The 15,061-nt window shown below is 36.3% G+C and carries 6 protein-coding genes; all 6 read left to right on the plus strand.

Features of this window, described 5'->3' with window-relative positions; translation table 11 throughout:
* Positions 1 to 79: 79 nt before the first annotated feature.
* The 6 genes from BXU10_RS00140 (at position 80) to BXU10_RS00165 (ending at position 14,984) form a co-directional block, all read left to right on the plus strand.
* Complete coding sequence (locus tag BXU10_RS00140; protein WP_078225610.1) at positions 80 to 1,204, plus strand: glycosylase; 1,125 nt, start codon at positions 80 to 82, stop codon at positions 1,202 to 1,204.
* A gap of 153 nt (positions 1,205 to 1,357) precedes the next feature.
* A complete protein-coding gene (locus tag BXU10_RS00145) occupies positions 1,358 to 4,675 on the plus strand; it encodes a glycoside hydrolase family 2 TIM barrel-domain containing protein (RefSeq protein ID WP_078225611.1) in 3,318 nt (1,105 codons plus the stop codon).
* A 194-nt stretch (positions 4,676 to 4,869) separates the two neighbouring features.
* Positions 4,870 to 8,322 carry a glycosyl hydrolase gene (locus BXU10_RS00150; RefSeq protein WP_223255357.1) on the plus strand — a complete coding sequence of 1,151 codons (3,453 nt, stop codon included), beginning with the start codon at positions 4,870 to 4,872 and terminating at the stop codon, positions 8,320 to 8,322.
* A gap of 235 nt (positions 8,323 to 8,557) precedes the next feature.
* Positions 8,558 to 9,982 (plus strand): sialate O-acetylesterase, encoded by a 1,425-nt coding sequence (locus BXU10_RS00155; protein WP_078225612.1) that lies wholly within the window; start codon positions 8,558 to 8,560, stop codon positions 9,980 to 9,982.
* A gap of 208 nt (positions 9,983 to 10,190) precedes the next feature.
* Positions 10,191 to 12,521: a DUF5703 domain-containing protein gene (locus tag BXU10_RS00160; RefSeq protein WP_078225613.1), complete on the plus strand. Its 2,331-nt coding sequence runs from the start codon at positions 10,191 to 10,193 to the stop codon at positions 12,519 to 12,521.
* Positions 12,522 to 12,536: 15 nt separating this feature from the next.
* Positions 12,537 to 14,984 carry a polysaccharide lyase family 1 protein gene (locus tag BXU10_RS00165; RefSeq protein WP_078225614.1) on the plus strand — a complete coding sequence of 816 codons (2,448 nt, stop codon included), beginning with the start codon at positions 12,537 to 12,539 and terminating at the stop codon, positions 14,982 to 14,984.
* The last annotated feature ends 77 nt before the right edge of the window (positions 14,985 to 15,061 follow it).

The raw sequence follows: 15,061 nt of genomic DNA on the forward strand, positions 1-15,061 counted from the left end.
AAATGTAAAGCTTAGAAATTAATCTCACAAAGACACAAAGTAAAAATACTTAGATCCTTCGTGGCAAAAAAACATAAAAATGAAAATTAAATACCTAATTCTAACCATTTCAGCACTTCTCTTATCAAGTTGTGCAACCAAATACAAGAAAAGAGAAATTACCGACAGCGTAATGCAGGAGATTTATGAGGAAATTAAAACACCTTATAAATACGGTTTGGTGATGGTTCCTACCGACAACTCATACAAAATGGATTGCCCGAGTGTATTTAGAAAAGACGGAAAATGGTATATGACGTATTTAATTTACGACGGAAGAGGTTATGAAACATGGTTAGCAGAAAGTGACAATCTTTTAGATTGGAAATATTTAGGTAAAGTAATGTCTTTCTCAGAAAATGAAAAACATTGGGATGCCAACCAAAAAGCAGGATATATTTCGTTGCAAGATCCAACTTGGGGAGGAAGTTACGAATGGGAAAAGTACGATGACAAATATTGGATGAGTTATTTTGGCGGAGACAGCAAAGGTTATGAAGCAGGCGTTTTATCAATCGGAATGGCGTATACCAAAGAAGAACCGACAAAACCACACGAGTTTCAAAGATTAGAAAATCCGGTTTTAACACCAAAAGATAAAGACGCCAAATGGTGGGACAATAGTACGATGTACAAAAACAGTGTGATTAGGGATAAAGATAAGTTGACAGGACACAATTTCATCATGTATTATAACGCTCGTGGTGATAGTATAAATCCTGCTAAAGGCGCAGAACGCATTGCGATGGCAGTATCAAACGATATGAAAACATGGAAGCGTTATGGCGATAAACCATTAATCAACCATCATAAAGGAATCTCAGGAGATGCTTATATTCAGCGAATTAATGATACTTGGGTGATGTTCTATTTTGGAGCTTTCTGGACGGGTTGGGATCAGGGTGCGTTTAACCGTTTTGCCGTTTCGAATGATTTAGTAAACTGGATGGACTGGAAAGGCGACGATTTAGTTAAATCTTCTGAACCTTATGATGATATGTTTGCCCATAAATCTTTTGTGGTAAAACACGATGGTGTTGTCTATCATTTTTATTGTGCCGTAAACAAAGCAGAACAAAGAGGAATCGCCATTGCAACGTCTAAAGATTTAGGGAAAAGCAAATTGAATTTTGTGGCTCCGCCGGAGAAAAAGATGAAGAATTAAGTAAAAAGAATTAAGTATTAAGACCAAGTTTGTCATTTCGACGAAGTAGAAATCTTCACAAGTAGCTCCTCACTGAAGGGTTACCAATTTTTGTAGAATGTAGTAAGGAGATTCCTCCTTCGTCGGAATGACAAAAGAACTAAAAATAAAATAATGTTTAAAACCAATCATATTCAGCAATTTTTCAACTTTCGACTTTCGACTTTCGACTTTTTGATTGTAATTTTACTATTCACAACTTACACACATGCCCAATCCGTAACAGGAGAACCAGCGGGAATTCCAGAATTGCATAAAAAATACCAGTTTGCACCTTGGGAAGATCCAACTGTTACAAGCATCAACAGACAGGCGTCAAGAGCAACAGCTTATTCATACGCAAGTGTTGAAGACGCATTAAAAGGCGACAGAACCAAAAGTAGAATCCAAATGCTAAATGGCGATTGGGATTTTAAATATGCCGTTAATCAAAAAGAAGCTCCAAAAGATTTCTATAAAAATACTGTTTCAGGCTGGGATAAAATCGAAGTGCCTTCTAACTGGGAAATGAAAGGTTATGATAATCCAATTTACAAAAGTGCGGTTTATCCATTTAGACCCATAAATCCGCCTTATATCCCTAAAGATTATAACGGAGTTGGTTCGTATCAGCGCAGTTTTATCGTACCGGAAAATTGGAAAGATATGACCGTGACTTTACATTTTGGAGCAGTAAGTTCCGGTTTTGAAGTGTGGTTAAACGGAGAATTTTTGGGATATGGAGAAGATAGTTTCCTGCCATCCGAGTTTGATATTACACCTTATTTAAAAGCAGGAGAAAACGTAGTTTCTGTTCGTGTAATCCGTTGGACGGATGGTTCTTATTTAGAAGATCAGGATCACTGGCGTATGAGCGGAATCCAGAGAGAAGTTTTTATTATGGCTGAGCCAAAACTGCGTATTCAGGATTTCTTTGTTCAAACGAAATTAGACAAAGAATACAAAGATGCTATTTTCAAATTGCGTCCGAAAGTTGAAAATCTTACAGGAGAAAAAATCAAAGATTATACGATGAATGTTCAATTGTACGATGCCAATAATACGGCAATGTTCAAAGTACCACTTCAAAGACCTGTGATTGATTTAATCAACGAAAGTTACCCTCGTCTGGATAATGTACGTTTTGGATTCTTCCAAGAAACCATTAAAAATCCGAAGAAATGGAGTTCAGAAGAACCGAATTTATATACAATGGTTATTTCGATAAAAGATAAAAACGGAAATGTTACCGAAGCCAAAAGCTGTAAAGTTGGTTTCCGTTCGATTGAATTTTCGAAAGAGAACGGAAAAATGCTCATTAACGGAAAAGAAACCTATGTGTATGGCGTAAACCGTCACGATCATCATCCAACAAGAGGAAAAGCGGTTACGAGAGAAGATATCAAACAAGATATTACAACGATTAAGAAGTTTAATTTCAACTTTATACGAACAAGTCACTATCCAAACGATCCTTATTTTTACGAATTGTGCGATCAATACGGAATCATGGTGATGGACGAAGCCAATCAGGAAACTCACGGAATTGGTGGGAAATTAAGTAACGATCCAAAATGGACGAACGCTTATTTGGAACGTATGACCCGAATGGTCGAAAGAGATAAAAACCATCCATCGGTCGTAATGTGGAGTTTGGGTAACGAAGGTGGTAAAGGACCAAATCATTCCGCCATGTCGGGTTGGGTTCATGATTTTGACATTACACGTCCCGTACATTACGAACCAGCGCAGGGAAATGCAAAATTAGACGGATATATCGATCCGCTTGATCCGAGATACCCTAAAACAATCGATCACGCTTATCGATTCGAAAATCCGCAAGATGATTCGTATGTAGATATGGTGAGCCGTTTTTATCCTGGCGTTTTTACTCCGAAATTTTTAGTCGATCAAAAGAAAGATACAAGACCGATTATTTTCGTTGAATATTCTCATGCAATGGGAAATTCAGTTGGGAATTTAAAAGAATTATGGGATGAATTTCGTTCGCTTCCAAGAGTTATTGGAGGTTGTATCTGGGAATTTAAAGATCAGGGATTAGTAAAATTCGATTCCAGATCAGGACAGAATTATTTTGCTCACGGAGGCGATTTTGGTGAAAAATACCACGATGGAAATTTCAATACAAAAGGAATTGTAGATTCTAACGGAAAACCAAAAGGATCAATTTTTGAAAATAAATGGGTATATCAGCCAGCGGTTTCAACTTTAAACGGGAATCAGTTAGAAATCAAAAATCGCAGTGCTGTAAAATCTTTGGCAGGATATATTCCGGTTTTAAAAGTTTTGGAAAACGGAAATATCATTAAAACACAAATTCTAGAACCATTCAATTTAGAGGCAGGACAATCCACAACATTAAATGTGACTCAGTATCTTCCAAAAATGAAAGCAGATGCAGAGTACATTTTGAATATCGAATTCCAGCTTTCGAAAGATGAAATTTGGGCTTCTAAAGGATACGCTGTCGCAGAAGATCAGTTTCTGCTGAAAAAGAAAGAAGTTGTTTTAGAATCCAAAAAAGGAAATCTAAATGTTTCCGAATCAGATTCAGATTTTAACATCAAAGGAAAATCTTTCGACATCAAAATCAACAAAGCAAACGGAGCCTTGAGTTCATATGTTTTCAATGGAGAAGAACAGGTTTTTGCACCTTTACTTCCGAATTTTGTTAGACCTTTAACTGACAATGATAAACGTGGTTGGAAATCGCAAAAATTGTTGAAACAATGGTATAAAGCAAAACCAAAATTGGTTAACATTTCAATTGATAAATCAGCTTCTGAAATTAAAATCACAAGTAATTATGAAGTTATAAAAGACAGCGCAAGCGTAAATGTAGTATACAACATCAAACCAGATGGACTGATAAAAGTAGATTACAGCTTGAAAGCTTCAAACAAACTGCCAAACATTCCAAAAGTCGGAATGCAGATGGGAGTTCAAAGAAAATTCGATCAGATTTCTTGGTACGGAAAAGGAGAATTAGAAAATTACAGCGACAGAAGTTTCGGTTCGTTTGTTGGGAAATATTCACTTCCATTAAATGATTTTATCGAACATTATCCAAAACCACAGGAAAACGGAAACCGATGTGATGTAAGATGGATGGCATTAAGTACTCCGCAGAAAAATAATGGTTTTTTAGTAGTAAACGACACTAAAGTTTTAAGCATGAGTGCATGGCCTTATACACAAGAAAACTTAAGCTCAGCAGGACATACGTATGATTTGAAAGACCCTGGATTTTTGACGGTAAACATCGATTTAATCCAAATGGGAGTAGGAGGAAATGATAGCTGGACGATTGTTGCACAGCCATTAGAGCAATATCAGATTAAATCTGGAAATTATGAGTACAGTTTTTATTTGACGCCTTTCAGCGGTTCAAAAAATCAATTGGAAAATAGTTTGAAGAAGTTTAAATATTAATTGATAATTGATAATTGATAATTGATAATTGATAATTGATAATTGATAATTTTAAAATTAAAAACTAAAAGTTAAAAGATACAGTTTGTCATTTCGACGTAAGGAGAAATCTTCGCAAGAGATTCCACAAAGATTGGACTTTCGTTACGGAGCTACTTATGAAGATTTCTCCTTACGTCGAAATGACAAAACAAATGAAAAATAATAGTAAAATGTCTAACCGCAACCAAATTTTTCTTTTCAAAAAAGACTTTCGACTTTGGACTTTCCAACTTTCGACTATTATCTTTTTACTCCTCGCAGGCTTCGTCTCTGCACAGGAAATCCATAAAAAAGAATCTTTTCAGCCAACACTAGAATCCTCAAAACCTTGGGTGTATTGGTATTGGATGAAATCGGCGTATTCTAAAGCAGGAATCACAGTCGATTTAGAGGCTATGAAACAAGCCGGAATTGCAGGTGCGTATTTAATGACCATTAAAGGTCCAGTAAATCCACCATTAATTGATCCTCCTGTTTTACAATTGACTCCTGAATTTTGGGATATGATTCATTGGGCTTTTAAAGAAGCAGATCGTTTAGGTTTAAAATTGGCTTTTCATGGAGCAGATGGATTTGCTGTTGCAGGAGGTCCGTGGATGACGCCCGAAATGTCGATGCAGAGAGTGGTTTGGTCCACAACTGAAATTTTAGGAGGAAAAAAAGCAGCTTCAAAACTTCCCGTTCCGGAACATTACAAAGACTATTATAAAGACATTGCGACTTTTGCTATTCCGATAAAAGAATATCAAACAACATCACAAATTCAATTGCCAAAAGTTACAACATCAAATAATTCAGATGCTTCATTTTTGGCTGATCCTAAAAAAGACGAAAATTTCAAGTTTGCCGATGCAGGCTGGATTCAGTACGAATTTGCTCAGCCTTTTACCTGCAAATCGATTGTAATTGAAACCAAAGGAAGAGATTATCAGGCACAGCGCTTAATTGTGGAAGTGAGTGATGACGGAGTTCATTTTAAATTCCACGAAAGACTGATTGCACCGCGTCACGGCTGGCAGGATATGGATTTTCCAAACACGCATACCATTGCGCCTGTTATGGCAAAATATTTCAGGTTTGTTTATGATCCAGTAGGAACAGAACCTGGAGCAGAAGATTTGGATTTTGCAAAATGGAAACAAAACCTGAAAGTAAGTAAAATTACACTTTCAAATCAGTCCTTAATCAATAATTACGAAGGAAAATCAGGAGCAATTTGGCGTCTGACTCCAGAAACTACTGAAAAACAAATACCAAATACAGATGCATTCAAAAAATCAGAAATTATTAATATTTCCAATTTTGTTGATGCTGACGGAAATCTGAACTGGAAAGCCCCAAAAGGAAAATGGAAAATTATCCGAATGGGACATACTTCGACCGGACATGAAAATGCAACGGGCGGAGCAGGAAAAGGATTAGAAGTAGACAAATTTAATCCAGAATTAATCCGTTTTCAATTAGATCATTGGTTCGGAGAAGCCGTTCGTTCTGCTGGTCCTGAACTGGCTTCAAAAGTTTTGGAAATCCTTCATTTTGACAGCTGGGAATGCGGAAGCCAGAACTGGTCTTCGGTTTTTCAGTCCGAATTTAAAAAGAGACGTGGCTACGATCTTGTAGATTATCTCCCAGTTATGGCTGGAATTCCGATAGAAAGTGCCGATTTCTCAGAGAAAGTTTTATACGATGTTAGAAAAACAATTGCCGATTTAGTTGCCGATAATTTCTACGGAACTGTCGCTCAGATTGCAAAAGAATACAACGTTAAGTTAAGTTCAGAAAACGTTGCGCCAACAATGATGAGTGATGCGTTGTTGCATTATAAATATGTTGATTATCCAGGTGGAGAATTTTGGCTGAAAAGCCCAACGCACGACAAACCTTTTGATATGGTCGATGCCATTTCGGGCGGACATATTTATGGAAAAGATATTATTCAGTCGGAATCTTTTACGGCTTTGCGAATGGATTGGGATGAACATCCCGGAAATCTAAAAACAACTGCAGACCGCAATTACGCTTTAGGAATTAACCGTTTATTCTATCACGTTTTTGTGCATAATCCCTGGACGGATAGAAAACCTGGAATGACTTTAGACGATATTGGAACTTTTTTCCAGAGAGACCAAACTTGGTGGAAACCCGGAAAAGCCTGGTTTGATTATTGCCAAAGAGTGCAGTTTCAATTGCAAAAAGGAAAACCAGTAATTGATTTGGCAGTTTTTATTGGTGAAGATTTTCCTTCTCGTTCTTTTGTTCCAGATCGTTTGATGCCTTTTATTCCGAATGTTTTTGGAAAAGAAAGAATCGAAAGTGAGAAAATACGTTTGGAAAATGAAGGTCAGCCTACGGCTAAAATGCCTAAGGAAGTGACCTATTCTAAAAATATTACCGATTTATCACAATGGATTAATCCGTTAAATGGTTATCAATACGATTCTTTCAATGCCGATGTTTTAATCAACAGAGCAAAAGTAATAAACGGAAAAATTTCATTTGATGGAGGAATAGAATATGGCGCTTTATTCTTTCCGGGAAGTCATAAAATGGCGCCAAATAAGATTTTATCTTTGGCTTCCGCCGAAAAAATCCTGCAGTTGCTTAAAGACGGCGCAACGATTTTTGTAGATGAAAAACCAAACATTCAACCCGGAATTCAGTCAGAAGCGGATCAAAAAAAATGGCAGAATATAATTGCTGAAATCTGGAATAATGCCAATTCATCAACATGGAAAATTGAAAAAGGAACGGTTATCAAATTACCTTATTTAGGAAATGATTTTGCTTCCATCGGAATTACACAAGATGTTTATTTTCCGAACCTGAACAGAACCGATTCAGAAACTATTGCCTACACACACCGAAAAGCAGAAAACGAAGATTTATATTTCCTTTCAAATCAAAATTCAGCAAAGAGAATATTTGATGCTTCGTTTAGAATAGCAGGAAAAATTCCGCAATGGTACAATCCGGTGACTGATAAAACGACAACTTTAGCCAATTGGAAAATAGAAAACGGAAGAACAATCGTTTCAATAAATTTAGAGGCCAACGAATCCGGTTTTGTGATTTTTAAAGACGAAACGAAAGATGTTTTAGCTAAAGGAAAATCTTCTGAATTTGAAAAAGTTCAGACTTTAGATGAGAATTGGGAATTACAGTTTGATACTGAATTTAAAGGTCCGAAAGAAGTCGTAAAAACAAATAAACTTTTTGACTGGAGCACTTCTGAAAACGATCAGATTAAATATTATGCAGGAACTGTGGTTTACAAAAAAGACTTCATTTGGAAAGGAAAAGATGCTAATAAAATATGGCTTGATTTAGGCGAAATAGCCAATATCGCAGAGGTTTCAATCAACGGAAAAGACTGCGGAACAATTTGGACTTTCCCTTTCAAAACTGATATTTCACAGGCATTACAAAAAGGAAAAAACACAATCATAATAAAAATTACGAATACCTGGGCAAACCGTTTAATAGGCGATCAAAAACTTCCAAAAGAAGATAGATTGACATGGACAACAGCGCCATTTAGATTGGAAGGAAATCCGTTATTGAAAGCGGGATTGTTAGGACCGGTTGTGATTGTTAAGGAAAAATAGATATATGTACCGAGCCTACGGCTCTTTTTTATGATGGTTAGCATTATAAACTGGACTAAAGTCCAGCCTTACAAAATGTTTCGAGCCGAAGGCTCTATTACATAATGTTAGAGTTCAGAAGGAACGGTTTATATTGTAGCGTCGGGTTTTAACCCGATGAATAGGAAGAAATGATTCATATTGTATCAACGGATTTTAATCCGATGAAATACAGATTAAAATAAAAATAATAGAAATGAAAAAATTAATTATTGCATTATTAACGATTTTAGTAAGTTTTCAAATCAATGCCAAAATCAAATTACCAGCATTGTTTACCGACAATATGATCCTGCAGCAAAAATCTATCGCACCAATCTGGGGATGGGCAGAAAAGAATGCAAATGTTACGGTTAAAACATCATGGAATTCTAAAATTTATAAAACAAAAGCAGATGCTTCCGGTAAATGGAAAACTGAATTACAAACGCCAACAGCAGGAGGACCTTTTACAATTGAAGTTAAGGAAGGAAACGAAAAAATAACCATCAAAAATATTTTGATTGGCGAAGTCTGGCTTTGCTCCGGACAATCGAATATGGAAATGCCGTTGAAAGGATTTCAAGGACAACCCGTTAAAAACGGAAATGAAATCATCGTAAGATCAGCAAATAAAAACATTCGTTTAATTACAATTCCAAGAGCAACTGTTTTAGAACCTTTACAAGATTTTGAAGGAAAATGGGAAACAGCTTCCCCAAAATCAACATCTAATTTTAGTGCAACAGCTTGGTATTTTGGATCGCTGTTACAAGAAGTTTTAGATGTTCCGGTTGGTTTAATTCATGTTTCTTACGGAGGTTCGAGCATGGAAGCGTGGATGAACAAAGAAATGCTGAAAGATTTCGCAAGTGCCAAAATCCCAACTACCAAAGAAGAATTAGCAAAAGATCCCAATCGTGTGCCGACAACTTTATTTAACGGAATGCTTTCGTCTGTAATTGGTTACGGAATCAAAGGTTGTATTTGGTACCAAGGTGAATCGAATTACGAAAGAGCTTCGGAATATAGTGCTTTGATGAAAAAAATGGTCAGCAGTTGGAGAACGATGTGGAATCAGGGCGATTTTCCTTTTTATTTTGCTCAGATTGCGCCATTTAATTATGCCTCATTTCATCCAAAAGATTATTTAGAAAAATACAATTCAGCTTATTTAAGAGAAGCGCAGTTTAAGGCTTCAAAGGAAATTCCAAACTCAGCAATGGCAGTTTTAATGGACGTTGGAGAAGAAAACAATATTCATCCGATGGACAAAGAAAAAGGAGGAAACCGATTGGCTTTTCAGGCTTTAGCAAGAACTTACGGAATCGAAGGTTTCGAATTTGAAAGTCCGAAATACAAATCAATGGAAATAAAAGACGGCGCTATAACGGTTTCTTTTGATGATGTTGCAAACGGAATTACGTCTTATGATAAAGAAGTTACCGGTTTTGAAATTGCTGGTGAAGACAAAGTTTTTTATCCGGCGAAAACTGTGGTAAGAAGAAAATCAGTGGTTTTGACTTCTGATAAAGTAAAAAATCCAGTTGCAGTAAGATATTTATGGAAAGATTTCGCTAAAGCGGAATTGTTTAGTGCAGGAGGTTTGCCGGTTTCTTCTTTTAGGACGGATGAGTGGTAATTTATAATTGTTTAATGGTTTTTTAACCTCTAGTTTGTCATTTCGACGAAGGAGAAATCTTCGCAAGTAGCTCCGCAATCTTTGTCGATTATGCAACGAAGATTTCTCCTTCGTCGAAATGACAAAGAATGAGAATAAATCTGTGAGAGAAAATAAAAAAAAAATAAAATAACTGCAAGGTTTTCAGAATCTTGCAGGAGATAGAACGATGAGAAATAATATACTATTAATACTTTTCTTTACCACGCTTTGCCTTAAAGCACAAATCCCTGCGCTTGATAATTACAATCAAATATGGACAACGCAAAGCAACAATTCATCAGAATCTATGCCTTTGGGTGGAGGTGATATTGGTATGAATGTCTGGGTGGAGAAAGGCGATTTGTATTTTTATTTTTCACGAAGTGGGACTTTCGATGAGCATAATACTTTATTGAAATTAGGAAGAGTAAAAATTAATTTAAGTCCGAATCCGTTTGAAGGAAAAGATGGCTTTCATCAGGAATTAAAACTGAAAGATGGATATGTTTTAGTTGGACAGAATAATACTAAAATAAAACTTTGGGTGGACATTTTTAAACCGATTATTCATGTTGATTTAGAAAGTAAAACTTCGCTTAAAATGACTACTTCTTATGAAAGCTGGCGTTTTCAAAATCGTTATCCGAAAGGAAAAGAAAACAACGCTAATTCCTATAAATGGGCTCCTCAAGGAGAGCTTATTACGTATAAAGATTCCATTTCGTTTGAAAATAACGGTATAAAATTCTACCACAGAAATAGAGAAAATACTGTTTTTGATGTCGCAGTTAAGCAACAGAAAATGGAATCGGTTAAAGACCAAATGCTGAATCCGATTACGAATCTGACTTTCGGCGGATTTATTAAAGGCGAAAATTTAAAACCAAACGGAACTTACTTAGGAAAATACCAGTCAACTGATTTTAAAGGTTATAACTTATCAAGCATAAAACTATCGAAAAAACATTCTTTAGAAATTTATTTAAATACCAATCAATCTGATTTTTCTACTTGGGATAATGGATTGAAAAGTTTGATTTCATCCAATAAAAGCACTTCAAAACAAGCTAAAAAAAACACTCAAAAATGGTGGAATAATTTCTGGAACCGCAGTTTTATTTTTACACAAAAAAATCAATCGACTGCAAAAGATTCGTTGTATCAAATAGGGCAGAATTATCAGTTATTCCGTTACATGTTAGGATGCAATGCCTACGGGAAATATCCAACCAAATTCAATGGTGGATTGTTTACAGTTGATCCCGTTTTTACAAATCCCGATTTGAATTTTACACCTGATTTCAGAAATTGGGGAGGCGGAACGATGACGGCTCAAAATCAAAGGTTAGTGTATCATCCGATGGTAAAAAGCGGTGATTTTGATATGATGAAATCACAGCTTGATTATTATTTGAGCCTTCAGAAAAATGCTGAATTAAGAAGCAAAGTCTATTGGAACCACAATGGAGCATCGTTTGCCGAACAATTAGAAAATTTTGGTTTGCCAAATCCTACAGAATACGAATGGAAACGTCCAGTAGATTATGATCCGGGAATGGAGTATAATGCCTGGCTCGAATATGAATGGGATACTGTTTTTGAGTTTTGCCAGATGATGTTGCAGCAGAAAGAATATGCAGGAGAAGATATTCAGAAATACAATCCATTCATCATCAGCTGTCTTCGATTTTTTGACGAACACTATCAATATTTGGCTAAAAAAAGAGGCAGAAAAGCTTTGGATGGAAACGGACATTTAGTACTGTTTCCGGGTTCTGCTGTCGAAACGTACAAAATGACCAACAATGCCAACAGCACTATTTCGGCATTGAAAATAATTACGGAAAATCTTTTAAACCTTTCTGAAAAAGAATTGTCCAAAGAAGACACAGAATACCTGAAAAGTTTTCAAAACCGGATCCCTCCTTTGAATTTTGGAACTATCGAAAACCACAAAGTGCTACTTCCGGCAAAAACATGGGAACGAATTAATAATACCGAAGTGCCACAATTGTATCCGGTATATCCGTGGGGAATTTACGGAGTTGGAAAACCCGATTTAGAAACGGCTTTGAATACATGGAAATACGATTCGGATGCAATAAAATTCAGAAGTCATATCGGCTGGAAACAGGATAATATATTTTCGGCAAGATTAGGCTTAACCGAAGAAGCAGCAAAATATAATTTGTTGAAAATGGCCAATTCAGACCGACGTTTTCCTGCATTTTGGGGACCAGGATTTGATTGGGTTCCAGATCATAATTGGGGCGGATCGGGAATGATTGGCATGCAGGAAATGCTTTTACAGGAAGTCAATGGAAAAATTTATCTCTTTCCTGCCTGGCCAAAAGAATGGAACGTTCATTTTAAATTACATGCTAAACAAAATACAACAATTGAGGTTGAATTAATTAATGGCGAATTGAAAGTTATTAAAGTAACTCCGGAAGGAAGAAAAAAAGATATTATAAATCTGTTAGGGATTTCAATAGAAGAAAAGAAAAAATTAAACTAACTATTACTAATTAAAATGATAAAGAAATTTTTTAGCACTGCTGCTTTAGCATTGCTTTTAACTGCCAACGGACAGGCACAAAATAAACAAATTATAAAGGTCGATTTTGATTTTTTTCAGAGGAGACTGGAAGAAGTTCATGCTCCGGGTTATGACTCATGGGTTGTAAATGAAATGAAAGAAGACCAAAAAACTTTTAATGGTGTAACATTTAAACTGAAAGGAAATTTTAGTTCGAAATGGTATAAAGTGGGGATGAATGCTCCATTTTACAATAGATTGGGAGCTGACGGACTGGTTACAGCAGGAAATCTGGAAATGAAAATCAGTGGGTTAAAGCCAGGAAAACACACGCTTTTAACTTTTCACAATGCTTTTGATGTTATCGCCGGAAAAACTTTTTCACCAATAAAAATCTTTGTAAACGGAAAATTAGCGGAAACAATCAATGCCAGTGAGAGAGCGAATGCGAAAATAGATGCCTCTATGGCATATATTATTTTTAATGCAGTAAAATCGAAAGAAGTTATTATTCGTTTTGAAATTGACCTAACAACAAATCCTGATATTGTAAAGCAAATCGTAATCAATGGTTTTGAAATTGATACACCTAACTTAATGAATCAGGCGCGTTCTCCAAAACCGGAAAATGCAAATGAACATGTTGTTACAACAGACAAAAAGTTTTTGCTGGAATGGGATGCTCCAAAAAACGCAGTGGCACATAAATTGTTTTTTGGAGAAGATAAAAATGCTGTTGCCAATGCTGTTGAATCATCAAAAGAATTCAAAGGTAAATTAATGGACAGAACATTTTCAGTTTCTGATTTATACAGCGGTTCAACGTACTACTGGCGTGTTGATGAAATAGATGCTAAAGGAAATGTCACTCTAGGAAATTTGTGGTCTTTCAAACCGGCTCAATTGGCTTTTCCGGGAGCAGAAGGTTACGGACGTTTTGCCGTTGGAGGCCGTGGCGGGAAAGTCGTTGAAGTAACCAATCTTAACGATGACGGACCTGGAAGTTTACGTGACGCCATTAATCAGCAAATAGGACCAAGAACCATTGTGTTTAATGTTTCGGGTAATATTCAATTGAAATCAAGATTAGTGGTAAATCAGCCATACATTACCATTGCAGGACAGACAGCTCCGGGCGAAGGAATTACGATTAGCCGTGCACCAATTGGTTTGACGGGTGATGACAGTGTTATTAGGTTTTTGAAAGTTAGAATCGGTGGGGGAACTACTTTTGACGGTATGGGACTAACAGGTGCTAACTTTAGCATAATTGATCATTGTTCCATCAGCTGGACTATTGATGAATCGTTCAGTTCCCGTGGCGCACATCACATTACATTACAGAGAACTTTAATTTCGGAGGCTTTGAATGTGGCAGGACACGATAAATATGAAGCAGGAAAAATGCACGGATATGCTGCTACCATTGGAGGTGATATCGGAAGTTTTCACCACAATTTACTGGCACATAATTATGGCCGTAACTGGAGTGTTGGAGGAGGTTTAAGCGGTGACGGATTTTATACCGGAAGAATTGATATTCGAAACAATGTCGTTTACAACTGGGGAAAAAGAACTACTGACGGTGGAGCAAACGAAGTGAATTTTGTAAATAATTTCTATAAACCGGGTGCTTCAACAGGGATTTTTGTAGCACTAAATGCACAGCACGAGGGAGTTGGTAAAGGAATGCAGCGTTACTTCTTTGACGGAAATGTAATGCCTGGCTATTTTGATGAGAAATCTCAGGAAAAAGGCAGAAAAAGAACCATTACTAATAACGATAAAGTAGACTATGAGACATTTGTAGACAAACCTTTCTTTGATTCTTATGTAAATACGCAGTCAGCAAATGGAGCTTATAAAAATGTGCTTTCAGATGTTGGTGCGAATCAGCCATTTTTTGATAAACACGATAACCGAATTATAGAGGAAACTTTAAGAGGGACTTTTACATACAAAGGAAGTAAAAGCGGTTTAGGCGGAATGATAGATAACGAATCTGATGCCGGAGGATGGCCAGATTTTGCATCAGAAACCCGTCCTGAAGACTGGGATACGGATCATGATGGTTTGCCGGACTGGTGGGAAAAAGCATTCAGTTTAAACGAAAATTCTAAAGCAGGAGATTTTTCAGATGCGAATTTAGATTTAGATGAAGACGGATTTACGCAATTAGATAATTATTTAGACTGGATGGCACAGCCGCATTTCTTTATAAAATCGGGTGAGAAAACAGTTTTAAATGCTGCAGACTATTTTAAAGGTTACGAAACAACCCCGGTATTTACTTTTTCCGATCTTACTAATGGGAGAGTAGTCTTAAAAGGAAAAGAAGTTCAGTTTACGCCTATTGAACCAGGATTAGCATCTTTTGTATTAACAGTTAAAGATGCAGATGGTGATACAATGAGCCGTAAAATTAATTTCCTTGTGAAATAATAGAAAGATTTGAAGCAGATTTGATTTAAGAAATTTGCTAAGATTTCAATTTAAAAGCAAAAAATAATCTCCCAAAT

This window comes from Flavobacterium sp. LM4 (genome assembly GCF_002017935.1).
GTDB classification, from domain to species: domain Bacteria; phylum Bacteroidota; class Bacteroidia; order Flavobacteriales; family Flavobacteriaceae; genus Flavobacterium; species Flavobacterium chungangense.